At 59.0% G+C, this 25309-nt stretch carries 23 protein-coding genes; 13 read left to right on the plus strand and 10 right to left on the minus strand.

Features of this window, described 5'->3' with window-relative positions; translation table 11 throughout:
- Positions 1-8 precede the first annotated feature (8 nt).
- The 4 genes from CFBP5499_RS24550 to CFBP5499_RS24565 form a co-directional block, all read right to left on the minus strand.
- Positions 9-830: a sugar phosphate isomerase/epimerase family protein gene (locus tag CFBP5499_RS24550; protein ID WP_080827724.1), complete on the minus strand. Its 822-nt coding sequence runs from the start codon at positions 828-830 to the stop codon at positions 9-11.
- A gap of 24 nt (positions 831-854) precedes the next feature.
- On the minus strand, positions 855-2018 hold the full coding sequence (locus CFBP5499_RS24555; RefSeq protein ID WP_080827723.1) for a dihydrodipicolinate synthase family protein: 1164 nt from the start codon (positions 2016-2018) through the stop codon (positions 855-857).
- A 10-nt stretch (positions 2019-2028) separates the two neighbouring features.
- Complete coding sequence (locus tag CFBP5499_RS24560) at positions 2029-3171, minus strand: Gfo/Idh/MocA family protein (RefSeq protein ID WP_175416884.1); 1143 nt, start codon at positions 3169-3171, stop codon at positions 2029-2031.
- A gap of 245 nt (positions 3172-3416) precedes the next feature.
- On the minus strand, positions 3417-4115 hold the full coding sequence (locus CFBP5499_RS24565) for a TetR/AcrR family transcriptional regulator (RefSeq protein ID WP_080827722.1): 699 nt from the start codon (positions 4113-4115) through the stop codon (positions 3417-3419).
- Positions 4116-4232: 117 nt separating this feature from the next.
- On the opposite strand from CFBP5499_RS24565, the gene CFBP5499_RS24570 reads away from it, so the two are divergent.
- The 5 genes from CFBP5499_RS24570 to CFBP5499_RS24590 all read left to right on the plus strand — a co-directional run bounded on the left by CFBP5499_RS24570 (position 4233) and on the right by CFBP5499_RS24590 (position 9159).
- Positions 4233-5522 carry an ABC transporter substrate-binding protein gene (locus CFBP5499_RS24570; protein WP_080827721.1) on the plus strand — a complete coding sequence of 430 codons (1290 nt, stop codon included), beginning with the start codon at positions 4233-4235 and terminating at the stop codon, positions 5520-5522.
- Positions 5523-5594: 72 nt separating this feature from the next.
- Entirely contained in the window at positions 5595-6482 is an 888-nt protein-coding gene (locus CFBP5499_RS24575) for a carbohydrate ABC transporter permease (protein ID WP_080827720.1), read from the plus strand.
- Positions 6475-7350, plus strand: a complete 876-nt coding sequence (locus tag CFBP5499_RS24580; protein ID WP_080827719.1) for a carbohydrate ABC transporter permease — start codon at positions 6475-6477, stop codon at positions 7348-7350. The genes CFBP5499_RS24575 and CFBP5499_RS24580 overlap by 8 nt, the downstream gene beginning before the upstream one ends.
- A gap of 88 nt (positions 7351-7438) precedes the next feature.
- Positions 7439-8512: an ABC transporter ATP-binding protein gene (locus CFBP5499_RS24585; RefSeq protein WP_080827718.1), complete on the plus strand. Its 1074-nt coding sequence runs from the start codon at positions 7439-7441 to the stop codon at positions 8510-8512.
- Between the two features lie 275 nt (positions 8513-8787).
- Positions 8788-9159, plus strand: a complete 372-nt coding sequence (locus CFBP5499_RS24590; protein WP_080827717.1) for a hypothetical protein — start codon at positions 8788-8790, stop codon at positions 9157-9159.
- Here CFBP5499_RS24590 and CFBP5499_RS24595 read toward each other — a convergent pair.
- Genes CFBP5499_RS24595 through CFBP5499_RS24615 form a run of 5 tightly spaced genes read right to left on the minus strand, consistent with a single transcriptional unit; the run spans position 9156 to position 14182 of the window.
- Positions 9156-9422: a hypothetical protein gene (locus CFBP5499_RS24595; RefSeq protein WP_130932523.1), complete on the minus strand. Its 267-nt coding sequence runs from the start codon at positions 9420-9422 to the stop codon at positions 9156-9158. The two genes, CFBP5499_RS24590 and CFBP5499_RS24595, sit on opposite strands and share 4 nt — an antisense overlap.
- Before the next feature lie 45 nt (positions 9423-9467).
- The gene (locus tag CFBP5499_RS24600) at positions 9468-10244 is read right to left on the minus strand and encodes a sugar phosphate isomerase/epimerase family protein (protein ID WP_080827716.1); all 777 of its coding nucleotides are present in this window, start codon (positions 10242-10244) and stop codon (positions 9468-9470) included.
- Entirely contained in the window at positions 10241-11257 is a 1017-nt protein-coding gene (locus tag CFBP5499_RS24605; protein WP_080827715.1) for a hydroxyacid dehydrogenase, read from the minus strand. Before CFBP5499_RS24605 ends, CFBP5499_RS24600 begins: the two co-directional genes overlap by 4 nt.
- Entirely contained in the window at positions 11254-13125 is a 1872-nt protein-coding gene (locus CFBP5499_RS24610; protein WP_080827714.1) for a DUF2264 domain-containing protein, read from the minus strand. Before CFBP5499_RS24610 ends, CFBP5499_RS24605 begins: the two co-directional genes overlap by 4 nt.
- Complete coding sequence (locus CFBP5499_RS24615; protein WP_080827713.1) at positions 13118-14182, minus strand: LacI family DNA-binding transcriptional regulator; 1065 nt, start codon at positions 14180-14182, stop codon at positions 13118-13120. The genes CFBP5499_RS24610 and CFBP5499_RS24615 overlap by 8 nt, the downstream gene beginning before the upstream one ends.
- A 112-nt stretch (positions 14183-14294) precedes the next feature.
- Here CFBP5499_RS24615 and CFBP5499_RS24620 point away from each other — a divergent pair, with 112 nt between their 5' ends.
- From CFBP5499_RS24620 to CFBP5499_RS24650, 7 genes are all read left to right on the plus strand, one after another.
- Positions 14295-15587, plus strand: coding sequence for an ABC transporter substrate-binding protein (locus tag CFBP5499_RS24620; RefSeq protein WP_173988435.1), 1293 nt, complete (start codon positions 14295-14297; stop codon positions 15585-15587).
- A gap of 194 nt (positions 15588-15781) precedes the next feature.
- Positions 15782-16711 (plus strand): ArsR/SmtB family transcription factor, encoded by a 930-nt coding sequence (locus CFBP5499_RS24625; RefSeq protein WP_080827712.1) that lies wholly within the window; start codon positions 15782-15784, stop codon positions 16709-16711.
- A gap of 121 nt (positions 16712-16832) precedes the next feature.
- A complete protein-coding gene (locus tag CFBP5499_RS24630) occupies positions 16833-18344 on the plus strand; it encodes an alpha-N-arabinofuranosidase (RefSeq protein ID WP_080827711.1) in 1512 nt (503 codons plus the stop codon).
- A 7-nt stretch (positions 18345-18351) separates the two neighbouring features.
- Positions 18352-19425, plus strand: a complete 1074-nt coding sequence (locus CFBP5499_RS24635) for an ABC transporter ATP-binding protein (protein ID WP_080827710.1) — start codon at positions 18352-18354, stop codon at positions 19423-19425.
- 74 nt (positions 19426-19499) lie between these two features.
- Positions 19500-20774, plus strand: a complete 1275-nt coding sequence (locus CFBP5499_RS24640) for an extracellular solute-binding protein (RefSeq protein WP_080827709.1) — start codon at positions 19500-19502, stop codon at positions 20772-20774.
- 66 nt (positions 20775-20840) lie between these two features.
- Positions 20841-21725 (plus strand): carbohydrate ABC transporter permease, encoded by an 885-nt coding sequence (locus CFBP5499_RS24645; protein ID WP_173988420.1) that lies wholly within the window; start codon positions 20841-20843, stop codon positions 21723-21725.
- Complete coding sequence (locus CFBP5499_RS24650) at positions 21722-22549, plus strand: carbohydrate ABC transporter permease (RefSeq protein ID WP_080827708.1); 828 nt, start codon at positions 21722-21724, stop codon at positions 22547-22549. The genes CFBP5499_RS24645 and CFBP5499_RS24650 overlap by 4 nt, the downstream gene beginning before the upstream one ends.
- Before the next feature lie 111 nt (positions 22550-22660).
- Here the strand turns inward: CFBP5499_RS24650 and CFBP5499_RS24655 are convergent, their stop codons facing one another.
- Positions 22661-23134, minus strand: a complete 474-nt coding sequence (locus CFBP5499_RS24655; protein WP_080827707.1) for a VOC family protein — start codon at positions 23132-23134, stop codon at positions 22661-22663.
- Between the two features lie 313 nt (positions 23135-23447).
- Between CFBP5499_RS24655 and CFBP5499_RS24660 the strand changes: the two genes are divergently transcribed.
- Positions 23448-25232: a methyl-accepting chemotaxis protein gene (locus CFBP5499_RS24660; RefSeq protein WP_080827706.1), complete on the plus strand. Its 1785-nt coding sequence runs from the start codon at positions 23448-23450 to the stop codon at positions 25230-25232.
- The last annotated feature ends 77 nt before the right edge of the window (positions 25233-25309 follow it).

A 25309-nucleotide genomic window follows, 5' to 3' on the forward strand; every position in this document is an offset into this window, starting at 1 on the left:
CGGATATCTCAACAAACGGTCTTGAAACGCTCGACCACGGTGGACAGAACCTCATCCATCGGACGTGCCTGCCAGCGATGCGAAAAAATCTCCACTTCCTGCGGACCGTGGAAGCCGGCGGCCTCGATCATGGCGCGAAATGCCTTGAGGTCAATCACGCCGTCGCCCATCATGCCGCGATCATTGAGCGGATCGGTAGTCGGCACCAGCCAGTCGCAGATATGGTGCGCCAGTATCTGCTCGTTCCTGCCGGCGCGTGCCACCTGTTCTTCCAGTTCCGGGTCCCACCAAACGTGGTAGACATCGATGGCGACACCGGTGCCGGCACCCAGCCGGTCGCAGAGATCGAGCGATTGTTTCAGCGTGTTGAAACAGGCGCGATCGGCCGCATAAAAGGGATGCAGCGGTTCGATGGCAAGCGGCACACCGGCGGCCCGCGCATAGGGCAGAAGCTCGGCCATGCCGTCCTCCACCATCTGCCGCGCGCCCTTGAGATCGCGCGAGCCGGCGGGCAGGCCGCCCACGACAAGCACGAGGCAGTCAGCCTTCATGGCGGCCGCTTCATCGACAGCGCGTTTATTGTCCTCAATGGCGAGCCGGCGGCCTTCGGCAGTGGGAGCGGGAAAAAATCCACCGCGGCAATGGCCGCTGAGGCGAAGGCCGTTCTGCTCAACGATGCGCGCGGCTTCCGTTAGCCCGACGCCGTGCACCTGCTCGCGCCAGGGCGAGATGGCGGTTATTCCATGCGCTAGGCAGGCATCAACGATCGCGCTGAAATTTCCGCCCTGCCGCACGGTGGCGAAATTGATGGAAAGGCCTTCAAGGCTCATGCTTTTATCCTCCCTCGTTCTGCTTTAGCTAATGCCCCGCACAGTCAGAAACGCCTTCATGCGGTGCGTGGCGAGATCCGGTTCGGCAAGCACATTGGCCTTGTCCGCCAGCCGGAAAAGCTCTGCGAAATGCTGTGTGGAGCGGGTGCTTTCCTGCCCGCCGACCATGGTGAAATGATCCTGCAGCCCGTTGAGATAGGCGAGGAACACCACGCCGGTCTTGTAGAAGCGGGTGGGAGCCTTGAAGATATGGCGTGACAGCGCCACCGTCGGCTCCAGAATGTCGAAGAATTCATTGTCCGCGCCGCGCTTCAGACTGGCGAGAGCCTTGGAGGCGGCCGGCGCAATCGCGTCGAAGATGCCGAGCAGCGCGTCCGAATGGCCCTGTTCATCACCAGCGATCAGTTCGGCATAGTTGAAATCGTCGCCGGTATACATGCGCACGCCAGCCGGCAGACGGCGGCGCATGACGATTTCCTTTTCCTTGGAGAGAAGCGAAATCTTGATGCCGTCAATCTTGTCGGCATTTTCCTCGATCATGGCGAGGCAGGTCTCCATGGCGGCCATGTGGTCGCCAGACCCCCAGTAACCCTCAAGCGCCGGGTCGAACATTTCGCCCAGCCAGTGGATCACAACCTTCTGGCCCGCATGGGAGAGGACCTTCGCATAGGCCTTGAGATAATCATCCGGCGAACGGGCAGCAGTGGCCAGCGCGCGGCTGGCCATCAAGATCACAAGCCCGCCTTCTCCCTGAACAAAATCAAGCTGTTCGAGGTAAGAGTCGATAATATGGTTGAGGTCATGGCTGCCACTATCAAGATGGTCGGTGCCGACGCCGCAGGCAATCAGCGCATCCTTGCGGGTGGCTGCTTCCTTCAGTGAACGGGAGATCAGCTCCTGCGCCTGCGGCCATGCCAGCCCCATGCCGCGCTGCGCCGTATCCATCGCCTCGGCAACGCCAAGACCGAGGTCCCATAGGCGATGGCGGAAGCGTAAGGTCGCCTCCCAGTCAATGGCGGGCGTCAACCACGGGGCGTTGTCGGCAAGCGGATCGGCCACCACATGGGCGGCGGCGAAAGCGACGCGGTTGAAATCCGCGGCACTTCGTTTTTCAACCGCGACCGGCGTGCCTGATAATCTGTAGACCTCGATGCTGCGATCTTCTTTTGGAAGCTTGAGTTCGCTCACATCAGCCTCCTTACGAAATGGCGGGAACGTCGAGCCAGCGGCGTTCCTTCCACGATCTCAGTCCCAGTTCGGCAAGCTGCACGCCTTTCACGCCTTCCATCAGCCCATAGGGCCACGGCTCGTTGTCGATGAGGTGGCGCACGAACATCTCCCATTGCGCCTTGAAGCCGTTGTCGTAGACGACATTGTCCGGCACCTCCTGCCAGGTCTTGTAGAAATCGATGGTCTGCGGCTGGTCGGGGTTCCACACCGGCTTCGGCGTGTTGGTGCGGTGCTGGGTAAAACATTTGGTCAGGCCCGCCACCGCCGAACCATGGGTGCCGTCCACCTGGAACGTCACGAGATCATCACGGCGCACGCGAACGGCCCATGAGGAATTGATATGGGCAATGGCTCCGCCTTCCAGCTCGAAGGTCGCATAGGCGGCATCGTCAGCATCCGCCTTATAGGCTTTGCCCTGTTCATCGAAACGTTCCGGAATATGGGTGGCGCCGAGGCAACTGACGGATTTGACCGGCCCGAACAGATTGTCGAGCACATAACGCCAGTGGCACAGCATATCGAGAATGATGCCGCCGCCATCCTTCAGGCGGTAGTTCCATGACGGGCGCTGCGCCGGCTGCCAGTCTCCTTCGAAAACCCAATAACCGAACTCGCCGCGCACCGAGAGAATTTTGCCGAAAAAGCCACTGTCGCGCAGCATGGCGAGCTTGCGCAGCCCGGGCAGGAACAGCTTGTCCTGCACCACGCCGTGCTTGATGCCGGCGCTTTCGGCGAGCCGGGCAATCGCCAGCGCCTCTTCCATCGTGTCGGAAATCGGCTTTTCGCAATAAACGTTCTTGCCGGCCTTGATGGCTTTTTCCAGCAGGCTGCCGCGCATCTGCGTCGTGCCGGCATCGAAGAACAGCGTATCGTCAGGGTTTGCAAGCGCCGCATCGATATCGGTCGTCCAGCGGGCGACATTGTGCTTTCTGGCGATTTCCTCGATCTTCGCGCCGTTACGGCCGACCAGAATAGGGTCGAGCATGACCCTTTCACCGTTCTTCAAAAGCACGCCGCCCTGATCGCGAATGGCGAGAACGGAGCGCACGAGGTGCTGGTTGTAACCCATGCGGCCGGTGATGCCGTGCATGATGACGCCGATACGTTTCATGAATTTCCTCCCAAGGCGGCCTTTTCCCGAAAGCCGCTTCCGTCAAACATGGCAATTTGTAACCATTTGGTTATTTGTGGTCGTGAAGGATGCGATCTGTCAAGGTGTTTTTGACGGGAAAAATCTGGATATCGCGTGCCGCCGTCATCGCGCGTCTTCGCCGCGCCGCAACAGAAAACGACGCGCTTCGCGGTTGCGAATGACGCGTCGTCACTGTTGTTAAAGGGGAATTCGGTTCGGCTGGTTCAGAGCGGCCGCACCGCAGCAAGCAGGGTGTTGACGATGTGCTGGCCCCAGCGTTCCAGTTCGGCAGGGTCGGTCAGGTCGCGCTGGAAGATGGTCGAGAGCGTGAACCGGTTCGACAGATAAAAGGCGCCGAGCGAAGCGATAGTCAGATAGACGTCGATCGGATCGAGGCCATTGCGAAATTCGCCAGCGTCGCTGCCGCGCCGCAGCACATCTTCAAGTTCCGAAATGAAATTCGAATGCATTGCCGTAATCGCCGGAGATTGCCTGAGATAGCGGGCTTTGTTGAGATTTTCGGTGGCGAGGATGCTCAGGAATTCCGGATGGTCGAGGAAGTAGTGCCAGGTGAAAAGCGCCAGCTCCCGCAAACCTTCCGAAGGGGCCTTGCGGGTCAGGTCAAGCCGTCTCTCGGTGTGGCGGATATGGCGATAGGCATCCTCCAGAACCGCAAGGTAAAGCGCGTCCTTGTCGCCGAAATAATGATAGATCATCCGTTTGTTGGTGCCGGCACGGCGGGCGACGACATCGATTCGAGCGCCGGCCAGACCCTTCGCCGCCACCTCGCGGCGGGCTGCTTCGAGGATCGCAGCCCGGGTTCTTTCAGGGTTTCGCACCTGTGTCGTCGCGCGTTTGCGCTTGGGCGGCAGTGTTTCTTCCGGGGCCGCATCGAGTGGCTGGTTTTTTGTCGTTTCTTGCATTTCAGCACCCGCTTGACAATGTTGGTGATCGGTGTTCCCATGTAACCAATTAGTTATAAAACGGCAAGTGTCGTTTACGTTCATCATCAATTGGCAGTCAATAGGGAGGAGTTGCCAATGCCCATGATGCTTAAGAGGAGAACTGTGCTTTCAACAGGGCTTGCGGCCCTGTCGCTTGCAACATTGGGGGGAGGGTCGGCGCAAGCGCAGGCCGCGCGCCTTCGCATGTTGTGGTGGGGGTCACAGGAGCGAGCCGATCGTACCAACAAGGCGATATCGGCCTATAAACAGGTGAAGCCCGATCTCGACATTGCCGGCGAATTTGCCGGCTGGAGCGATTACTGGCCGCGCCTTGCCACGCAGGTGGCCGGCCGCAATGCGCCCGACCTGATCCAGATGGATTATCGCTATATCTTCGAATATGGCCGTCGCGGCGCGCTGGCCCCGCTTGACGACTATATCGGCAAGGGCCTGAAGATCGAGGATTTCGGCAAGATGAACATCGATTCCGGTAGGGTCGATGGCAAGCTTTACGGCATCAATCTCGGGGTCAATTCCAGCGCGGTCTTCTTCGATAAGGCGGCCTGGGAAAAATCTGGCGCGACGCCGCCGTCCATCGGCCAGACCTGGGAAGAGTTTGCCGAGAATGCCGCCAAGCTCAGCAAGAACAAGCCGAAACCCGGTTATTATGCCACGGCCGATGCGAGCGGCGTGGAGCCGAGCTTCGAAAACTGGCTGCGCCAGAACGGCAAGTCGCTTTACACGCAAGATGGCGTCATCGGCTTTGATCCTACTGACGCGACCAAGTGGTTCACCCTGTGGGCCGACCTGCGCAAGAGCGGCGCCTGTGTGCCGGCCGATGTTCAGGCGCTGGACCAGCTCAATATCGAAACCAACCCTTTGACGACCGGCAAGGCGGCCACTGCATTCGCCCATTCCAACCAGTTCGTCGGTTATCAGAAGCTCAACAAGTCCAAGCTTGCCATAAGCTCCTATCCGAAGAGCAAGAAGGATGGCCCATCCGGCCACTACCTGAAGCCCTCCATGCTCATCAGCGTCGCCAATGGCAGTGCCGGCATCGAGCAGGCGGTTGGTTTCATCAACTTCCTCGTCGCCGAACCTGAGGGTATCGACATTCTCGGTGTCGAGCGCGGCGTTCCGGCATCGGAATCCATGCGCAATGCGCTGACCCCCAAGCTCGATGAGGTCAGCAAGATCATGGTGGAATATATCGCCGAGATTACCCCCGGCGTCGGCGATCTGCCGCCGGCGCCACCCCCGGGTGCGGGCGAATTCGCCTTTGTCCTAAAACGCACGGCGGAAGAGGTCGGCTTCGGCAAGATTTCGCCGGAACAGGGCGGTGACCGCCTCGTCAAGGAATCTGAAACCGTTATCAAACGGAAGTGATGGCGTATGGCCTTTCGATCTGAAACTCTTGTGGGGGAGAGCCGTGGCGCGGCTCTCCCGAAGCGGGGCGGCATGAGGCGGATGTTTGACCGCAACATTCATGCCTACCTGTTTCTTCTGCCCTGGCTTATCGGCTTTTTCGGCCTGACGCTGGGCCCGGCGCTTGCGTCGCTTTATCTGTCTTTTACCAATTACGACCTGTTGCAGTCACCGGACTGGGTGGGGGCGGCAAACTATGTGCGTATCGCCACCGCCGACCCGAAATTTGCCGCCGCAATGCAGGTCACCTTTACCTATGTGCTGCTGTCGGTGCCGCTGAAGCTGATCTTCGCGCTACTGGTAGCACTTGCCTTCAATCGCGGTATCAAGGGCCTGACGCTCTATCGGGCGATCTTCTACCTGCCGTCGCTGCTCGGTTCCAGCGTGGCGATCGCCGTCCTCTGGCGCCAGCTTTTCGCCTCTGATGGCCTCGTCAACATGATCCTCTGGCAGGCCTTCGGTTATGAAGGGCCAAGCTGGATTTCCAATCCGGATTATTCGATCTACACGCTGGTCATACTGTCGGTCTGGCAGTTCGGCTCGCCGATGATCATCTTCCTCGCGGGTCTGAGACAAATCCCGCAGGATATGTATGAGGCCGCCGAAATCGATGGTGCAAGCAAGGTGCGGCAGTTCTTCCGCATTACCCTGCCGCTTTTGACGCCGGTGATCTTCTTCAACGCCGTGATCCAGACGATCGATGCCTTCAAGGCCTTCACGCCCGCCTTCATCATTTCCGAAGGGACCGGCGGGCCGATCAACTCGACACTGTTCTACACGCTCTACCTCTATCAGGAAGCCTTTGGTTTTTTCCGCATGGGCTATGCCTCGGCGCTTGCCTGGATTTTGGTGATCATCATCTCGCTGTTCACGGCCTTCTCGTTCCTCAGCGCGAAATACTGGGTGCATTACGATGACTGACGCTGTTACCGCCCCTCGGCCCGGACAAGGCCCGCAACGCACACCGCTAAAATCGGTGATGCTCCACACGGCGCTGATCATTGCTTCCTTCGCGATGCTCTATCCGATCCTGTGGATGATCTCAGGTTCCTTCCGGCCACAGGATGAGCTGTTCAGTTCTTCCTCGCTCATTCCTTCGTCGGTGGATATCGGCGGTTATATCCGTGGCTGGACCGGGCTGCAGGTGAGTTTCGGGCAGTTCTTCTGGAACTCCTTCTTCATCTCGGTGCTGGCCACCATCGGCAATGTGGTCGGCTGCTCGCTCACCGCGTTCGCATTTGCAAGGCTGCGGTTCGGTGGACGCAATTTCTGGTTCGCGCTGATGCTCGGCACCTTGATGTTGCCCTATCACGTCGTGCTTATCCCGCAATATATCCTGTTTCTGGAAATGGGCTGGGTGAACACGTCGCTGCCGCTGATCGTGCCGAAGTACCTCGCGACGGACGCCTTCTTCATCTTCCTGATGGTGCAGTTCTTCCGCGGTATCCCGCGTGAACTGGACGAGGCGGCTGTGATGGATGGCTGCTCGCCCTTCCGTATCTACTGGAAGATCATGCTGCCCTTGTCGCTGCCGGTGCTGGCGACGGCCGCCATCTTTTCCTTCATCTGGACCTGGGACGATTTCTTCGGGCCGCTGATCTATCTGAACGACATCAACACCTACACCGTGCAGCTCGGCCTTCGATCCTTCGTGGATTCCACCGGAAGTTCGGACTGGACCTCGCTTTTCGCCATGTCCAACCTGTCACTGGTGCCGGTCTTCCTGTTCTTCCTGTTTTTCCAGCGGCTGCTGATCGAAGGCATCGCCACGACAGGAATGAAACGCTGAACGGAACACGGATCGGGAACGCATTTTATAAGACCATCAACACTGTCGCCGCCGCCCTTTGCGCGGCGCGGCAGTCGGGAGAAACAGCATGGCAAGCAGCATTACTCTGGAAAAAATCGTCAAGCGGTTCGGCGCTTTTCCGGTCGTTCACGGCATCGATCTGAAAATCGAGCCGGGCGAATTCACCGTTTTTGTCGGCCCCTCGGGCTGTGGCAAATCCACGCTTTTGCGCATGATTGCCGGACTGGAGGAAATCTCCGAGGGTGATCTTCGCATCGATGGCGAAAGGGTTAACGAAACAGCCGCCTCCAAACGCGGCATCGCCATGGTTTTCCAGTCCTATGCTCTTTATCCGCATATGAGCGTCTACAAGAACCTCGCCTTCGGGCTGGAAACCGCGGGCTACAAAAAACCGGAAGTCGAGGCGCGGGTGCAGAAGGCCGCCGATATCCTGCAGATCGGCCCGCTTTTGCAGCGCAAGCCGAAGGCGCTTTCGGGCGGCCAGCGCCAGCGTGTCGCCATCGGCCGGGCCATCGTGCGCGAGCCGAAAATCTTCCTCTTCGATGAGCCTTTGTCCAATCTCGATGCCGAATTGCGCGTGCAGATGCGCGTCGAAATCGCCAAGCTGCACCAGACGCTCGGCAGCACCATGATCTATGTGACGCACGACCAGGTGGAAGCCATGACCATGGCCGACAAGATCGTGGTCCTGCGAGACGGCCGCATCATGCAGGTCGGCCGCCCGCTCGATCTTTACAATAATCCGGCCAACCAGTTCGTCGCCGGTTTCATCGGCTCGCCGAAGATGAATTTCCTTTCTGCCAAAGTGGTTTCCGGCGACAGTTCCAATCGCACCATCGAGGTGGCCGGCCAGCGCATCGTGCTGGAAAAACCGGTTGCGGCCGGCGAAGGCGAACCACTGACCTTCGGCGTGCGCCCCGAACACGTCAACCCGCAGGCGCAATCCTCGCTCGGCGAAGCTTCCATCCAGCTCGTGGAACATCTGGGCGGCTCGACGGTGGTTTACACCAACACCCCGGACGGCCAACCGGCCACCGTGCTGCTGGACGGCCAGCGCCAGATCCGCATCGGCGAGACCATTCCCTTTGCGTTCGATCTAGCGAAAACGCACCTGTTCGGGGCGGATGGGCGGCGGATATGACACTTGCATCAACGTGTTGACCGCAAAGGGAAAAACACTATTCCGTCATGCCGGCCTTGAGCTCGCATCCAGTGCTTTTGTGTAGCAAAAAAAGCCCCACGCGATCAAAAGCTTGCTCACTCTGGACCCCGGAGCAGGTCCGGGGTAACGGAATATGGGTGATGACATCATTCCTTTGAACGGCCGCAAACTGCAATGACAGATGCGCTTGTAAAGTCCGATTGCAAAACAAGGCAAATCTCGTCAATTTGGAGGCATTGGGGCTGGAGAGATGAATGCGCGGATTATGGCAACGAGTGACATATTATCGTCATCTCAGCGAGTTTTGGTCGCTCAATAAGGCGCAACGGACGCCATTCATGGCAGTCTTTCCGATATGGGCGGTAGTATCATTCTGGTGGTTTATGATGGCAATGCCATTCGTATTGCCGTATATTTTGCTGCAATCATACTCCGACGATATCGCAAAAGTTTTTCTGCTGATTGCTGGTCTCCCTATCCTTTTAGTAGTCGTGTTAGCTGCGCAATGGGTTTTCGGCTGGTACTGGATCGCAGCCATGCTAGTGAGCGGCCGGCCCGAGGCGGCAAGGAAGAAGCAACAAGCCTTGATGGATGCAATTGATGCTTATCGCGCGAGGGTGTTCTAGTTTTCAGCTAGTCGCTGATTCTTGACGATTTGATAGAGATGATAGGCATCTATTTCTAGGTTCTGGCTATCCCATTCCACGCTCGCTCCATAATCGGCAATCGTTGCGGTTTTCCAGACATCCGTTGAAAGAAGTGGAGTTAGTAATTCTCCGCCGCTTGCTATCCATCCGGAGAGATCGACCGTTGATTGGCCGCCATCTGTCCAGTTGATTTTAAGGATGCCTGGCCGCTTCGTTACAATGTTTTTGATACGTGGCGTCATGGCGTGGTCTGTTTGTCTGCAGAGGAGCGCATAGGTCGGTCGGGTTTATAACCTATCAAGAATCTCGCGTAGCGCCACCGCATCTTCCGCAAACTGACTGACATCATCACCCCTGACGAATTCCAGCATCGCATAAGCCGGTTTCGTCCATTCGCTCAGTGGCAGCGCCGCGACACACGACTGCCAATAATCCGCGCGGTCGGCAAGCGGCAGGCGGCTGGTGTCGGCAAGCCATGCAAAGACGTGCAGATGGCAGATACGTGAGCCGATTTCCGATATTTCAGCGAGAGCCTTTTCGAGCGGCAGGCCGGGTGCCGGCTGCCAGTAGAAGAAGAGGTTTGGCACGGCCAAATCCTGCGCCAGTTGCAGGGCCGAGGGCAGGGTGTCCGTCAGTGAACTGGGGTGATATTCGAGGCCGATCGTCATGCCGTAATCTTGCGCATGGCGGGCGATTTCTGCCAGTGCCTCGGTGGCCCTGCGGCGCTCGGCGGGAGAGTAGTCGGTGGAGGGCCTTTTGCGTTGGCCCGGCCAGATACGGATATGGGCGGTGCCGAGCGCTTTCGCAGTTTCAAGAACGGCGGTCAGGTCTTCCCGCGCAAAATCCGGCGCGAAGATGTAGGAACCGTAGGAAGAGACGGTCAGGCCCGCTTTTGCGGTCCGCTCGGCCACATCCCTGGCATTTTCGAGGTCGCCTGATGGCACATGGATATCCGCGCCCCATTCGATCGCCTTGATGCCGTTTGCGACGGCAAGGTCGATGACGGCCTGCGGCGACAGGGAGCGAAAGGTGACGGAGCAGAGGCCCGGCTCGAAGATTCTCATGCGATCAGTTCCAGATGTTCCGGCCGCACCTGCTGTTCAAGTGCCGCGCCCTGGCAAAAGCGTTCGATTTCCGCGATTGCCATGTCGCCCAGCCTGGCGCGTTCGAGGCCCACGGCGCCGGCGATGTGCGGCGTCAGGAATACGTTGGGCAGGCTGTAGAGGGCAGAGTCCGGCGGCGGCACTTCCGGGTCGGTCACGTCGATCACGGCTTCGATGCGGCCTGTTTTCAGTTCCGCCAGGAGCGCCTCTTCATCGACAAGCGCGCCGCGCGCCGTGTTAATCAGGGTTGCGCCGTCCTTCATCCGGGCGAGCGCTTCCGCGCCGATCATATGCCGGGTCTGCGGCAGCGACGGCGCATGCAGCGAAATGACGTCGCTCATTGCCATCAGCGCATCAAGCGTTACCAGACGCACACCAAGGCACTCCGCCTCTGCTGCGCTTAAAAACGGGTCGAAAAGGATGATGTCGAGATCGAAAGGTTTTAGCAGGTTGATGACCCGCCGCCCGATGCGCGATGCACCAACGATGCCGACCGTCAGGCCGAGATTGCCGATGGCCTGAGATTGCAGGCGATCGACATTTTCCCGCCCCCGATCATTCCGATAAACGCGTCTGAAGCCGAAGGTGCGTTTGCCTGCGAGCAGGATCATCGCCAGCGAAAATTCGGCGACCGGCTGCGCATTCGCCTCCGCAGCGCTGCACACGGTGATGCCGCGTTCGAAGACCGCCTGCGAGAGGAAATATTTGACCGTGCCGGCAGCATGAGAGATCAGCTTCAGCCGTGGCATCAGCGCCAGTTCCCGTGCACCGATATCGGGACAGCCCCAGCCGGTCAGGAGAATATCCGTCCGTTCCAGCTGGTCTTTCACGGATGGATCGTGAAAATCGCAAATCCGCGCCACATCGAGGATTTCAACGCTTTGCGACAGCCTCTCGAGCGCCTGCGGTGTCAGCACATGCTGCGTTCGCTCCGGGTCCATGGCAAGGCTGAGACGCGGAAGCGGGTTCGTCATTGCGGCTCTCCCGCCATGGCGCTGACGGAAACGCCCGCCTCCGCAAACAGGCGGTCAAGGGCCTCAAGGTCCGGGCGTGCCGGAACGGCGGCAAGTGCTTTTTCGCTTTCAGCTCCGGCCACGCCCGCAAAGACGGCGCAGGCGAGCAGGGTTTCGCCAGCCGGAATCTCGCCCCGCAATTGCGGCACGGTGGTTTTGGCGTTGATGAGATTGGTGTTGGGCAGCGCCTTCAGCGCCACGCCCTGGCGGTTTATCGTGGAATTGAGATCGACGATGGCGGATATGTCGGTGCCGCAATCGGCTGTCGCCCGTCCGCCTGTTTCGCTGACGGCATCGCGGTCGCCGTCGTTGCGGTTGATTGCGAAGCCACCTTCGGTCACGGAAAGAGGGCGCGCGGAGGCGATGCGGTGCAGCCTGATATGCCAGTCACCGGCCGCAACCAGCGTCGTTTCAACCGTCACATCCGGAAATGGCTTCCACGTCGCGCGCAGATTTGCTTCGGCCAGCAGAACCTTCTGATTGGTCTCCCGCACCCGGTAATGCAGGCCGTCGTCGGAGAAGGCCAGCATATTGTCAAAACCATTGGTCTTGAAACCGCGCTCATCCACCTCGACGCCGAAGCCGTAACGGGAGGAATAGGCGAATTTGGCGTATTTCTCCGGCCCGCCGCGCATGGAGAGGTTTTCCTGCCCGCTGGAAAGTGCGGTGACGTTGCCCTTGGTCGCCATCATCACCATGCCGGGATGAACGAGCGGCCGGGGTTTTGAGATCGCCCGGGGCAGTTTTTCCTCCGCCTGCCAGAAGGGGTGGCTTTCCGGTAAGGCGAGCGGAAGGAAGGCCTTGAAGGCCCAATAGGGCGAACCGGCCGAATTGTAGCTTTCCGACATGGTCAGCTGCGGATAGGCATAACCGATGGAAAGCACGCCATCGCGATCGGCAATCGGTTTGTTCGCCCACCAGCGCAGATGGCTCAGATAAAGCCCCTTGATTTCGCTCCAGGGCAGCGCCTCCTCATCGGCGAAGGCAAGGCCTGCCCAGAAGCCACCGCAGGCGAAACGATAGGTCATGGACCGGCCGAAGGCGAGTGCGCCACCATCCTCATCGAACCAGCTGGCAAAATCGCCGGCAAACAGGCGGGCGCGTTCGCGGTAGCGTTCGGCATAGGCGTCATCAGGCTTGCTGAGTTTCGCGTAGATCAGGCCGTAAAAATGCATGGCGAAAGCGATATAGTGGTCGATGCGGCGATAGTTGCCATCGCGATACCAGCCATCGGTAATGTAGAAATCGTCCAGTTCCCTCTGGAATGTCTCCGTCAGGCTGTGGTCGAAACCGATGCCGAGATGATCGAGCGCCATGTCGACCATAACCCGGAAGAACTTCCAGTTATTGTCGGCATAATTGCGCTCGCGCGCCGTCAACAGGTAGCGGCTCAAGTTGTCTTTCTGCGCGTCGGACAATGGCTCCCAGAGATGTTGCGGCGCAAGCCGCAATGCGAAACCAAGTGCTGCAAGCTCCACCAGCCGCTGGTCCTTCTGGCGCACGTCGCCCCAGTAATCGGGATGGGCGGGATCAGTGCCATTGGCAATGCCTTTCGCCAGAAGTGGCCAATGCTCAAAACTGTCGCCGCTCAGCGCGAGCGGCGCGATGCCCCAGAGCGGCCGGGCAAAACCTTCCAGATCGGCCGCAGCCCGATCGAAATGCGCGGCGGTGCCGCTGAGGGTTACCCTTGCACCGCTTTCTGAAAAATAGGGAAGCAACGGCGCGAAACTGTCATCGAGCGCACGCCGGACATCGGCGCGGGTCTTGAGCGGATTGCCATGCAGCGGGTTGAAACGGGTCATCGGATCATTGTTTGCCGCCTCATGCATTACGCGTTGCCTTTCCCGTCTTTTTCGCCTTGCCGGCAGTCTCTCCCACCACCAGTTGCACGCCCAGCTGCACCTGCCGGGCAGTGGCAGAAGGCTCCGTCAGCCGGCGGCGCATCAGTTCCACCGCCTCGCGGGCGATTTCGCGGCGGTCGACGCGGATGGTGCTGAGGCGGGGAGTGGACAGTTCCGCAAAGGGCAGGTCATCGAAGCCGATGATGGAAAGATCGTCCGGCACGGCAAGGCCAAGCTCCTGTGCCGCGCCCAGGGCACCGAGCGCAATCGCATCGTTCATGCAGAAAATGCCTGTCAGGTCGGGGTTTTTGGCGAGCAGCTGGCGAACCGCATCGCCCGCCTGACCGAAGCCGCTATCCACTGTCGTGAGCAGGAATTCTTCATAGAGAGTTCCTTCCTGTTCAAGGATGGTTTGGCGGAAGCCGCGCATGCGTTCGCGTATGGTGTGGCGGTGGTGCGGGCCGATATAGGCGACTTTGCTATGGCCGAGTTCCAGCAGCCGCCGTGCCGCCAGCGCGCCGCCGTAAAAATTGGAAGGCGAAACGCAATCCAGCATCATCGAAGGATCGGCACTGTTGACCAGAACCGGCTGAAGCACGCCCTGCGTAATGCGATGGATGATCTCATCTTCAGGGTCGAGGCCGATGGCGAGAAGGCCGTCCGCTTCGCAGACACGCTGCGTCAGGGCATCATCCACCTGTTTCTGGTGCAGGAGCCGGATATCGAGTTCGAACCCATCCGTCTGGGCCAGGCCGCGCAGCATGTCGAAAATATCGTGATAAAACGCGCCGATATCGCCGGTCGCCCGCTCGGCGGACATGAGGGCGAGCACCTTCTTGCCTTCCAGCGGCACGCTGCCCGTCTGGCTGGTGACCGGCCGTAGCGGATAACCGAGTTCCGCCGCCACCCCCAGAACCTTGGTCTGAATCGAAGCGCTGATACCCTTTTCGCCTGCCAGAACCCGCGAGACGGTGCTGATGGAGACGCCGGCGCGCTGGGCGATATCCGACTGGCGCGGGCGGCTGATGTCGGGCGTATCGTTCATATCGTCTCCTGCGCTTGCAAAAAAATCTATTGTGATGCAAATATTGCAAACTAAGAAAATTTGCAAGAATTTAAGTGACATCTGAAAAATTTGCAAAACGCGGGAGGAGCAGATGCAAATGATCGATAGACGTGGATTTCTGGTGACGGCGGCGCTGGCCGGCCTGGGTGTGGCGGCGGGTGGTTTTCGCGCGATGGCGGCGGAAACCCGGCTTCGTTGCGTATGGTGGGGCTCGGCGGACCGCAACAAGCGCACCAATGAGGTGATTTCGCTTTACCAGAAGGCCGATCCGCAAACGGTGGTGAGCGGCGAGATGATTGCCGGTTCCGACTACTGGACCAAGCTTGCGACCTCGATGGCGGGGCGCAATGTCGCCGATATCTTCCAGCTCGAGCCTTCCACGATTGCCGATTATTCCGGCCGTGGCGCCTGCATGGAGCTCGACCAGTTCGTCGGCTCGGCGCTTGATCTTTCCAATTTCGGCAAGAGCGAGATCGATCTTTGCCGTATCGATGGCAAGCTCTACGGCGTTGGCCTCGGGCTCAACTCCTTCTGCATGATGTATGACGCCGAGGCGCTGAAGGAAGCGGGCGTTTCCATGCCGGCGGGGCAGATCACCTGGACGGCGCTGGCGGAACTGGCGCGGGATTTCAAGAAGAACGGTCCGGCAAAAAGAAACTACTGGGCGGTGCCCTATGGCGCGCGGTATCATTATGTCTTCGATGTCTGGCTGCGCCAGCGCGGCAAGCTCCTGTTCCAGGACGGCACCATCGGTTTCAACAAGGAAGATGCCAAGGAATGGTTCGCCTATTGGGAGAAGCTGCGCGAGGACAAGCTCTGCGTTTCAGCCGACATCCAGACGCGTGATGACAATACCATCGAATCCAACGCGTTGACGCTTGGCAATTCGGCTATCGGTTTTGCCTATTCCAACCAGCTCGTGGGTTACCAGGCGCTCAACAAGAAGACGCTGTCCATCGGCATGCTGCCGGGCGAGGGGGAAGGCAAACCGACCGGGCATTATTACCGGCCGGGACTTATCTGGTGCATTTCCTCCACCTCCACCAATCCGGAAGCGGCGGCGAAGTTCATCAACTTCTTCGTCAACGATATCGACGCCGGCAAGGTTCTCGGTGTCGAGCGTGGCGTACCGCCGGCGAAAAAGGTGCGCGAGGCGGTGCTGCCCAGCCTCAACGAGACCGAACGCAAGACGGTGGATTATATCGAGGGCCTGTCCGGCAAGCTCGATCCCTATCCGGAGCCCGCCCCGATCGGCGCCAATGAGTTCGACCGCGGTGTGATGCGGCCGATTGCCGATTCGCTCGCTTTCGGTCGCGCCAGCGTCGATGAGGCGGCGCAGAATCTTGTCGACACCGGCACGCGGACCCTGCGCAAGCGCGGTTGACGACAAAAAGGGCACCGCCACGCGGTCTCGCAGCCGCGTGGCGGTGCTTTTTTCGTTGATCGCGAGGGGGATCGCGACGAGATGAGCGGCGCTTTACACCCTCTACTACGGCTTTATGACAAACAGGACTGGACAAGGGCAGGGCATTTAAGCCAGAAATTCTGATCTGGATCGATAAATCTGAAGATTAGACAATGGCACCCAATTTCCTCCTCGTTGATGCTGAAAAAGAATTCGATGTGCTGAAGGCGGCTGCGTCGCTGATCCGCGTGCAGATATTGAAATTGCTGCATGAGGCGAGCGGCCTGAACGTCAACGAGATCGCCCAGAGGTTGGCGCTGCCGCAATCCACCGTATCGGCCGGTGTGGCGGTTCTCGAAGAGGCGGGGCTGTTGAGAACCGAGACGCGCAAGGCGCGCAAGGGCAACCAGAAAATCTGTTTCGCCACCTGCGACGAGCTGATCGTTTCCTTCCGGAAACCGGAGACGCCGGCGGCTTCCAATTACATTGCGGTGGCCATGCCGCTCGGCCTTTATACGCAGAGTTCGGTCACCGCGCCCTGCGGCATCTGCTCGCCGGAGGGCATTATCGGGCTGCTGGATGTGCCCGATACATTCATGGATCCGGACCGCATGAAGACGGCACTGCTGTGGCTGACCTCGGGTTTCGTGGAGTATCAATTCCCCAATAATGCCAAGATTCAAGGCCGGGACGTCGAGGAAATCGAGTTTTCGATGGAAGTCAGTTCCGAGGTGCCGGGAACCCACAGCAACTGGCCGTCCGATATCACGCTGTCCGTCAACGGCAAGGAAATCGGTGTCTGGACCTCGCCCGGAGACTTTGGCGACAAGCGGGGCGTCTTCACGCCGGACTGGTGGAAACTGTCCGGTTCTCAATATGGCATGCTGAAAACCTGGCGTATCACCCCTCAGGGAACCTATGTCGACGGGACGCGGATTTCGGATGTCACACTTGCGGATATCGACCTCGTCAGCCACCGTTCCATCCGGTTGCGCATCGAGGTCAAGGCTGATGCAAAACATCCCGGCGGGTTGAATATATTCGGCCGCGGTTTCGGCAATTACGATCAGGACATCGTCCTGCGCCTGCGCACCGCGGGCTGAGCTCTCAATTTTCAAAAGTATGATTTTCGCGGTTGACAGGCGCGGATTCCCTCGGCAACTATATTATCAAATATGGTTAATATCATATTTTACGATATAAATGCGCATGGGAGGAGAACCTATGAAAGCGCGGGTTTCAGTCCACCGGGACTTCCGGATTGGGCGTATCGACGATCGCCTATATTCCGCCTTCATCGAACATATGGGGCGTGCGATCTATGGCGGGATTTACGAGCCCGGCCATCCGCAGGCGGATGCGAACGGCTTTCGCAAGGACGTCCTGAAATTCGTGCAGGACCTGAAAATCCCGGCCATCCGTTATCCCGGCGGCAACTTCGTGTCTGCTTATCGCTGGGAAGACGGCATCGGCCCGCGCGACCAGCGCCCCATCCGTCTCGACCTTGCCTGGCGTTCGAAGGAAACCAATCAGATCGGCATCAACGAATTCGCCGACTGGGCGCAAATGGCCGGCATCGAGATGATGCTTGCCGTCAATCTCGGTTCCCGTGGTCTGGATGATGCCCGCAACTTTCTCGAATATGTGAATTTCCCCGGTGGTACGGCGCTCAGCGATCTGCGCCGCAGCCATGGGACGGAAAAGCCCCACGGCGTGAAAATGTGGTGCCTCGGCAACGAGATGGATGGCCCCTGGCAGATCGGCCACAAGACGGCGGTGGAATATGGCCGCCTCGCCAACGAAACCGCCAAGGCTTTCAAGGGCTTCGACCCGACAATTGAAGCGATCGTCTGCGGCAGCTCCAATGACGGCATGCCGACCTATCCCGAATGGGAGCGCGAGGTGCTGGAGGAATGCTACGAGAATGTCGATCACATCTCGCTGCACAAATATTTCGGCAATAACAGCCGCGACACGCTGAATTATTTCGGCAAGATCGAGGAAACCGGGCGCTACATCCAGACCATTGCCGGTGTCATCGACTACGTGAAGGCGAAGAAACGCGCCAAGAACGAAGTGTCCATCTGTTTTGACGAATGGAACGTCTGGTATCACATCCGCGAAGAAGACGGCAAACGCATCAAGAGCTGGGACTGGCCGGAAGCGCCGGCACTTCTGGAAGAGACTTACAACTTCGAGGATGCGCTTTTTGTCGCCGGCCTGCTCAATGAGTTCATCCGCCGTTCGGATCGCGTGCGCATCGCCTGCATTGCTCAGCTCGTTAATGTCATTGCCCCCATCCGGGCGGAAAAGAACGGGCCGGCCTGGCGCCAGACGATCTATTATCCCTATCAGTTCGCCTCGCTTTATGGCCGTGGTGTCGCGCTGAATGTCGCGGTCGATTGCCCGACTTATGATTGCAACGCGGCCGATGACGTCAAATATCTCGACGTCGCCGGTGTTTATGATGAAGCCGAAGGCATGGTGACGCTGTTCGTGCTCAACCGGCATCTCACCGAGGCGGCCGATATCAATGTCAGCCTCACCGGGTTCTCGTCGGCCACGCTCGACCTGCATCTTGCCATGGCGGGATATGATCTGCGCGTCGGTAACGGCCCGGATCAGCCGGATCGCGTCGTGCCGGTGCCGGGCAGCGGCGTCGGTGTGGAGGATGGGGCGCTGAAGGGTTCCGTGCCGGCACTGTCCTATCATGTGCTGCGGCTGAAGGTTCAGTGAGCCGGCCATGGGTGTCCGTCTCAACAATATAGCCAAGTCCTTCGGATCTTTCGCAGCGATCCGGGATGTCTCGATGGAAATCCCGACCGGCAGCTTTGCGGTCTTTGTCGGGCCTTCCGGTTGCGGAAAATCCACGCTGCTGCGCATGATCGCCGGTCTTGAGGAGACCAGCGGCGGCCGCATTGCCATCGATGACCGCGATGTCACGGCCGTTGAACCGGCCGAGCGCGGTGTGGCCATGGTGTTCCAGAACTATGCGCTTTATCCGCATCTGACCGTGTTCGAGAACATGGCCTTCAGCCTGCGGCTTGCCCGCAGGCCGAAAGCCGAGGTGAATGAAAGGGTGGGCGAGGCTGCCCGCATCCTGCAGCTCGGAGACCATCTTCATAAAAAACCGTCGCAGCTTTCGGGCGGGCAGCGGCAGCGCGTGGCGATCGGCCGCGCCATCGTGCGGCAGCCGAAGGTCTTCCTTTTCGACGAGCCGCTGTCCAACCTCGATGCGGAGCTGCGCGTCCAGATGCGGCTGGAACTGACGCGTCTTCACCGCAAGCTCGGCGCTACGATGATCTATGTCACGCATGACCAGGTGGAGGCCATGACGCTTGCGGACAAGATCTTCGTGCTGAAGGGCGGCGTCGTGCAGCAGGCGGGTGCGCCGCTCACCCTTTATGACGATCCCGATAACCGCTTCGTGGCCGGCTTCATCGGCTCGCCGGCGATGAACTTCCTGCAGGCGGAGATTGTCGAACAGCGAAACGGCGTCGTGACGCTCTCGCTCGATGGTGGCCAGAGACCTCTCGAAGCGCGGCTTTCTCAGCCTGTTTCCGTCGGCCAGCGGGTCGAAGTCGGCGTTCGGCCGGAGCATCTGATGATAACTCAGGACGGCGCCTTGCCTGTCAATGTCGAGGTGGCGGAGGAGCTGGGGGATGTTTCCTATCTCTACACGCGCGCGCCCTCGGGCAAGGAAATCATCGTGCAACGGCAGGGCTCGCGCGAAAGTCTGGATGGCCGGTCCGTCCTGCTCAGCGCCTCGCCCGACCACATCATGGTTTTTGATAGCGACGGCAAAAGATTGCGATAGGCGCGAGGAGGCGCCTTTCGATGCAGCAGGCCGCCCCTTCAGGGGTGTTTCCACATAAACGGGAGGAGTAAACGATGCGACTGATCAAGACATTGCTTGTTGGCACGGTTCTGGGTTTGACCGCCCTGCCGGCGCTGGCCAAACAGGATATCGTCTGGTGGGACTTTCTGTCCGGCGGGGATGGCGTGCGCATGAAGGCGCTGATCGATGCCTTCAACAAGGAGCACCCGGATATCCAGGTCAAGGGTACGACGCTGGAATGGGGCGTGCCCTTCTATACCAAGGTGCGGACCGCTTCTGCCGTCGGGGAAGGCCCCGATGTCATGACCTATCATCTGTCGCGCGCGCCGCTCGCCCTGCAGGAAAAGGTGCTGAGCGAGATCACAGACAAGGACCTTGAAGATGCCGGCCTGAAGAAAGACGATTTCTTCAGCGCCCCGCTTGAGGCGGCTACCCATGACGGCAAGCTCTATGCCGTGCCCTTCGATATCCACGCGCTTATTCTTTATTACAATGCCGATCTTCTCAAAGGCTCGCCGTACATCGATGCCGAAGGCAAGCTCACCGGCATCAAGACGATGGATGACTTTGAGAAGGCGTTGGCCTGGGCGAAGGAGAAAGGCGTCGAGACGCCGGTCACCTACCAATCCGGTGGCGAGGCGGGTGTCTGGCGCGTCTTCTACACCTTGTTCTCGCAGCAGGGCGGCGAACTCGTCACCAATGGCGAGGTGCTGGCCGGCGACAATGCCGATAAGGCGGCCAAGGCGATCGACACCATGTCGAAATGGCGCGAAAACGGCTGGGCGCCTGAGCAGGCCGAATATCCGGCCTCGGTTGCGCTGTTCTCCGCCGGAAAATCCGCCTTCCAGCTGAATGGCGTCTGGGAAGTGCCGACCTACAAGGATCTGGAGAAAAACGGCAAGCTGGGCTTCAAATGGAGCGCTGTCGAGGTGCCGCCCTTCATGGGCAAACGCGCCACCTGGGCGGATTCGCACGCCTTTGCCATCCCCAACCAGGGTGACAAGACCGTTTCCGGCGAGAAACGCGCTGCCGTGATGAAAGTGATCGGCTGGATGGAAAAGCATGCCATCAGCTGGGCTGACGCGGGCCATATCCCGGCTTACAAGTCGGTCACCGAGAGCAGCGAATACAAGGCGATGCAGCCGAATGCCACCTATGCATCGCTGGCGGAAGCGGCGGTATTCGATCCGAAAACCACGATCACCGGTGTGGCCTCACCCGCCTATGATGCTGCCCTCAACGTCATCGCTCCGGCCATTCAGGGCTTCATGAGCGGCACGGATGCGGTGGCGCAGATCAAGGACGAGCTGCAAAGCAAGCTGAAGTAACGGAAACCTGCCCTCCGGCCTCTCGCCGGAGGGCAGCACGCAATGCGCAAGGTCCCGGAGAATTCCATGGCTATGATTGAAAACCGGCGCAAGAAATCGCTGATCGCGCTGTCGATGGTGACGCCGTTCATCGTGGTCTTCGCCACCTTCTTCCTTTATCCGCTAATAGAGATGGTGCGCATCAGTTTTACCGATGCGCCGCTGATCGGTGACGGAGACTGGGTCGGGTTCGCGAACTACGCAAAGCTGCTGAGCGACCGCCTCTTTGTCACCTCTGTGAAAAACAACGGCTATTTCGTGCTTTTGACCGTCGTGCCGACGACAGTCATTGCGCTCATGATCGCTCTTGCCGTCAGCCGCCTGTCTGGCGTGAAGCAGACGATCGCCATGAGCCTGTTTTTCCTGCCCTATGTGCTGCCGGTTTCGGTCGTCACCGAAATCTGGGCATGGATGCTCGATCTGCAGTTCGGAATTCTCCAGCCTGTCATTTCGCTCATTGCCGGCAAGCCGGTTGCGGTTTTCAAGAACCCCTATTGGGTGATGCCGATGGTCGCCGTCGTGACCATCTGGTGGACGAACGGCTTCAACGTGCTGCTGTTCATTGCCGGGTTACGCAATATCCCGACCGAGCTTTACGAGGCCGCCGCACTTGACGGCGCAACGACATGGCAGCGCTTCTGGCGGGTGACCTGGCCGCTTCTCTGGCCCGTCACCGCACTGGTTCTCACCCTGCAACTGATCCTGCAGCTGAAGATATTCGATCAGATCTATCTTCTGAGCGGCGGTGGCCCCTTCAATTCCAGCTTTGTGCTTCTGCTCAAGGTCTATCGCGAGGCGTTCCAGCTGAACAATGGCGGTTACGCTTCCGCCGTTTCCACCGTGCTCTTCCTGCTGATCGTCATCGTTTCCATTCTTCAGTTCCAGTTGCTGCGCATCCGGAGGAATTCATGAGTTTCACGAGGAGACTAGAAAACGTCGTTCTGACCCTGCTGACATTTTCGGCGGCGCTCGTGTGGATTTTTCCGCTCTATTGGGGTTTCGTGACGTCGTTACGCTCGGATAATAATGTTGCGGGCAACATGTCGCTGTTGCCCGATGAGTTCCAGCTGGGGGCTTATGTGAATGCCATCTTCAACACGCGGCTGTTGACCTGGTATGTGAATTCCATCGGCACCGCCGCAATCGTCACTGTCTCCGTGCTGGTGATTTCGATGTTGTGCGCCTATGCACTGTCGCAGATACGCTTTCCGGGACGTCGCCTGCTTTATGGCATCGTGCTGGCGAGCTTCATGGTGCCGGCGCAGACGCTTGTGGTCACGCAGTTCATCCTGATGAAGAACCTCAACCTTATCAACACCTGGGCGGGAATCATCCTGCCGCAGCTCATCACGCCCATCGTCATCATCGTCTACAAGCAGTTCTTCGACAGCGTGCCCAAGGAAATGCGCGAAGCGGTGGTTCTGGATGGAGGCGGCGAATACACCATTCTTTTCAAGGTCTATCTGCCGCTGAACTGGGGCATCACCACCGCCCTGGCAATCGTGACCTTCATCACGGTATGGAACGCCTTCTTCTGGCCTTTCCTGGTGATCACTTCAGAAAACATGATGACGATCCCCGTCGGTATCACGCAGGTCAACGATACTTTCGGCATCGTTTATGCGCGGCTGATGGCCATTGCCATGCTGGCGGCCCTGCCGGTCATCATCGCTTATGTCGTCTTCCAGCGCCGCGTGACGGAAGCGATCATGATCTCATCAGGCGTGAAGGGGTGAGGGAGGCATTCTTCGCAGGATGCGGCGGGCCAAATGATGGCTGTCTGACAGGCGCGGCCGCTGCCAGCCGCCGCCCTGGGTTTTGTTAGCGATCGCTACGGGAGGTTCGCGTCAACCGCGACGTGCGGCTTCGATGGCGGCGACGTCGATTTTCTTCATGTCCATCATCACGTCGAAGGCACGTTTGGCTTCTGCGCCGCCCGCGGCCATGGCCTCCATCAGCACGCGCGGTGTGATCTGCCAGGAAACGCCCCATTTGTCCTTGCACCAGCCGCAGGCGCTTTCTTCACCGCCATTGCCGACGATGGCGTTCCAGTAGCGGTCGGTTTCTTCCTGGTCTTCGGTCGATATCTGGAACGAGAAAGCCTCGCTTTGTTTGAAGGCCGATCCGCCGTTGAGGCCGATGCAGGAAACGCCGGCGACGGTGAACTGCACGGTCAGCACGTCGCCCTTCTTGCCGGAGGGATAGTCACTCGGCGCAAGATGCACGGCGGTCACCGCGCTATCGGGAAAGGTCTCCGCATAAAATCTGGCGGCCGCCTCCGCATCCTTGTCGTACCAGATACAGATCGTGTTCTTCTCCATGTGCGTGATCCTCCCAAGTTGAAGTCTTTCCCAGCCGGTGGAAATTTAAGGGCCGATTGCCCATCCCCCATCCGGCATAAAATGCGGACGTGGGAAAAACGTTCCGAAAATTCCAGCCCCGCCGTCGTCATGACATCGGCCATGCGCGTATGCGTTAAGTTGTGAAAATAAGTCGCGAAAGGCCGGAGTTCGTCGCGCAGCCTCAATCCTGATGACGAAAGTCAATATTATCCTTAAATATTATTTAATAATGCAATCATAATATTCATGAATAATTTTCGATAAGAAGTTTATTTCCATCGGAGGACTGCGCGTGACTATTCTTGATCGTGGTGCCAATGCTGTCGCGGTTCTCGCCGCGCTTTCCAAATCCCAGGCCATCATAGAATTTGACCTCTCAGGAAAGATTCTGACGGCCAATGATAGTTTCTGTCGGGCGCTCGGTTATGAGCTTGCCGAAATCGTCGGACGCCATCACAGCCTGTTCGTCGAGCCCTCCGTCGTGTCGTCACCGGACTACAAGGCCTTCTGGTCCAAGCTTGCGTCCGGCCAGTTCGACCAGCGGCAATATAAGCGCATCGGCAAGGGTGGCCGCGAAGTGTGGATCGAGGCCTCCTATAATCCGGTATTTCGCCGTGGCAGGCCGGTGAAAGTGGTCAAGATCGCCACCGATATCACCGAACGCAAGCTGAAAGCGGCGGAAGATGCGGGCAAGATCGATGCCCTGTCGCGGGCGCAGGCCATCATCGAATTTTCCCCTGAGGGCGAGGTTCTGACCGCCAACGACAATTTCCTGGCGGCGCTGGGATATTCGCTCAGTGAAGTGCAGGGCAGGCATCATTCCATGTTCTGCGAACCGGCCTATACGCAGTCGCCGGAATACAAGCAGTTCTGGCAGAGGCTTGCCGGCGGCGATCTCGTTGCGGATGAGTTCATGCGGCTCGGCAAGGGCGGCCGCAAGGTCTTCATCCAGGCCTCCTATAATCCGATCTTCGATATGAACGGCAAGGTGTTTAAGGTCGTCAAATTCGCCACTGACGTGACCGGCCGCGTCGAGAATGTCGAGAAGCTGGCGCAATGTCTCACCGATCTCGCTGAGGGCGATCTTGCGCAGAGCATCGACAAGCCTTTCATTCCCTCTCTTGAAAGATTGCGCACGGATTTCAATGCGGCTTCGGAAAAGCTGAAGACGGCCATGACGCTGGTCTCAGAAAACGCTGGTGCGATTTCCTCGGGTTCGAACGAAATACGCTCTGCCGCCGATGATCTCGCCAAACGCACCGAACAGCAGGCCGCCTCGATCGAGGAAACGGCTGCCGCTCTTGAGGAGATCACCACGGCGGTCAATGATTCAAGCCGGCGGGCGGAAGAGGCCGGCAAGATCGTCGCCCGCGCCCGCGACCATGCGGAACATTCCGGCCAGGTGGTGCGCGATGCGATCGGCGCGATGGACCAGATCGAAAAATCGTCGCGCGAGATTTCCAACATCATCGGCGTGATCGATGAGATCGCCTTCCAGACCAATCTTCTGGCGCTGAATGCGGGTGTGGAAGCGGCGCGTGCGGGCGAGGCGGGCAAGGGTTTTGCCGTTGTGGCGCAGGAGGTTCGCGAACTCGCGCAGCGTTCGGCAACCGCTGCGAAGGAAATCAAGAGCCTGATCAATGCCTCGGGCGCGCAGGTGGAAAACGGCGTCGGTCTTGTCACCAGGGCTGGCTCGGCTTTGCAGGAGATCGCCGAGCAGGTGCGCGATATCAACACCAATGTCGTCGCCATCGTCGATGCCGCCCGCGAACAGTCCACGGCGCTTGCCGAGATCAACCAGGCGGTCAACACGGTCGATCAGGGCACCCAGCAGAATGCGGCGATGGTGGAAGAGCAGACCGCCGCAAGCCATAGCCTTGCACGGGAAGCGGCGGCCCTGTTTGAGCTTCTCGGGCAATTCAGGTTCGAGGACGCGCCGCGATCAACCTCGTCCTCGCGCAGCCGCTTCGAGCAGCAAGCCGCGCCTGTAAGTGCGCGCCATAGTGCATCTCGCCCGCTTGCGACACGCGGTTCCGCTGCCGTCGCTGTCAAGCATGAGGAGTGGCAGGACTTTTAAGGCAGGCCGAAGTCGGCAATGAGGGCGCAAATTATCTCGACGTCCTCCTCGGCCTTGTGCCGAGGAGGACAAGCCCG

Source organism: Agrobacterium tumefaciens, assembly GCF_005221325.1.
Classification (GTDB): Bacteria; Pseudomonadota; Alphaproteobacteria; order Rhizobiales; family Rhizobiaceae; genus Agrobacterium.

Coding starts and splice junctions, on each gene's coding strand:
- CFBP5499_RS24650 (WP_080827708.1), top strand. CDS start 21,722: ATGAGTTTCACGAGGAGACTAGAAAACGTCGTTCTGACCCTGCTGACA.
- CFBP5499_RS24605 (WP_080827715.1), bottom strand. CDS start 11,257: ATGACGAACCCGCTTCCGCGTCTCAGCCTTGCCATGGACCCGGAGCGA.
- CFBP5499_RS24595 (WP_130932523.1), bottom strand. CDS start 9,422: ATGACGCCACGTATCAAAAACATTGTAACGAAGCGGCCAGGCATCCTT.
- CFBP5499_RS24600 (WP_080827716.1), bottom strand. CDS start 10,244: ATGAGAATCTTCGAGCCGGGCCTCTGCTCCGTCACCTTTCGCTCCCTG.
- CFBP5499_RS24580 (WP_080827719.1), top strand. CDS start 6,475: ATGACTGACGCTGTTACCGCCCCTCGGCCCGGACAAGGCCCGCAACGC.
- CFBP5499_RS24565 (WP_080827722.1), bottom strand. CDS start 4,115: ATGCAAGAAACGACAAAAAACCAGCCACTCGATGCGGCCCCGGAAGAA.
- CFBP5499_RS24630 (WP_080827711.1), top strand. CDS start 16,833: ATGAAAGCGCGGGTTTCAGTCCACCGGGACTTCCGGATTGGGCGTATC.
- CFBP5499_RS24585 (WP_080827718.1), top strand. CDS start 7,439: ATGGCAAGCAGCATTACTCTGGAAAAAATCGTCAAGCGGTTCGGCGCT.
- CFBP5499_RS24640 (WP_080827709.1), top strand. CDS start 19,500: ATGCGACTGATCAAGACATTGCTTGTTGGCACGGTTCTGGGTTTGACC.
- CFBP5499_RS24590 (WP_080827717.1), top strand. CDS start 8,788: ATGCGCGGATTATGGCAACGAGTGACATATTATCGTCATCTCAGCGAG.
- CFBP5499_RS24575 (WP_080827720.1), top strand. CDS start 5,595: ATGAGGCGGATGTTTGACCGCAACATTCATGCCTACCTGTTTCTTCTG.
- CFBP5499_RS24645 (WP_173988420.1), top strand. CDS start 20,841: ATGGCTATGATTGAAAACCGGCGCAAGAAATCGCTGATCGCGCTGTCG.
- CFBP5499_RS24550 (WP_080827724.1), bottom strand. CDS start 830: ATGAGCCTTGAAGGCCTTTCCATCAATTTCGCCACCGTGCGGCAGGGC.
- CFBP5499_RS24570 (WP_080827721.1), top strand. CDS start 4,233: ATGCCCATGATGCTTAAGAGGAGAACTGTGCTTTCAACAGGGCTTGCG.
- CFBP5499_RS24620 (WP_173988435.1), top strand. CDS start 14,295: ATGCAAATGATCGATAGACGTGGATTTCTGGTGACGGCGGCGCTGGCC.
- CFBP5499_RS24560 (WP_175416884.1), bottom strand. CDS start 3,171: ATGAAACGTATCGGCGTCATCATGCACGGCATCACCGGCCGCATGGGT.
- CFBP5499_RS24615 (WP_080827713.1), bottom strand. CDS start 14,182: ATGAACGATACGCCCGACATCAGCCGCCCGCGCCAGTCGGATATCGCC.
- CFBP5499_RS24655 (WP_080827707.1), bottom strand. CDS start 23,134: ATGGAGAAGAACACGATCTGTATCTGGTACGACAAGGATGCGGAGGCG.
- CFBP5499_RS24625 (WP_080827712.1), top strand. CDS start 15,782: ATGGCACCCAATTTCCTCCTCGTTGATGCTGAAAAAGAATTCGATGTG.
- CFBP5499_RS24635 (WP_080827710.1), top strand. CDS start 18,352: ATGGGTGTCCGTCTCAACAATATAGCCAAGTCCTTCGGATCTTTCGCA.
- CFBP5499_RS24610 (WP_080827714.1), bottom strand. CDS start 13,125: ATGCATGAGGCGGCAAACAATGATCCGATGACCCGTTTCAACCCGCTG.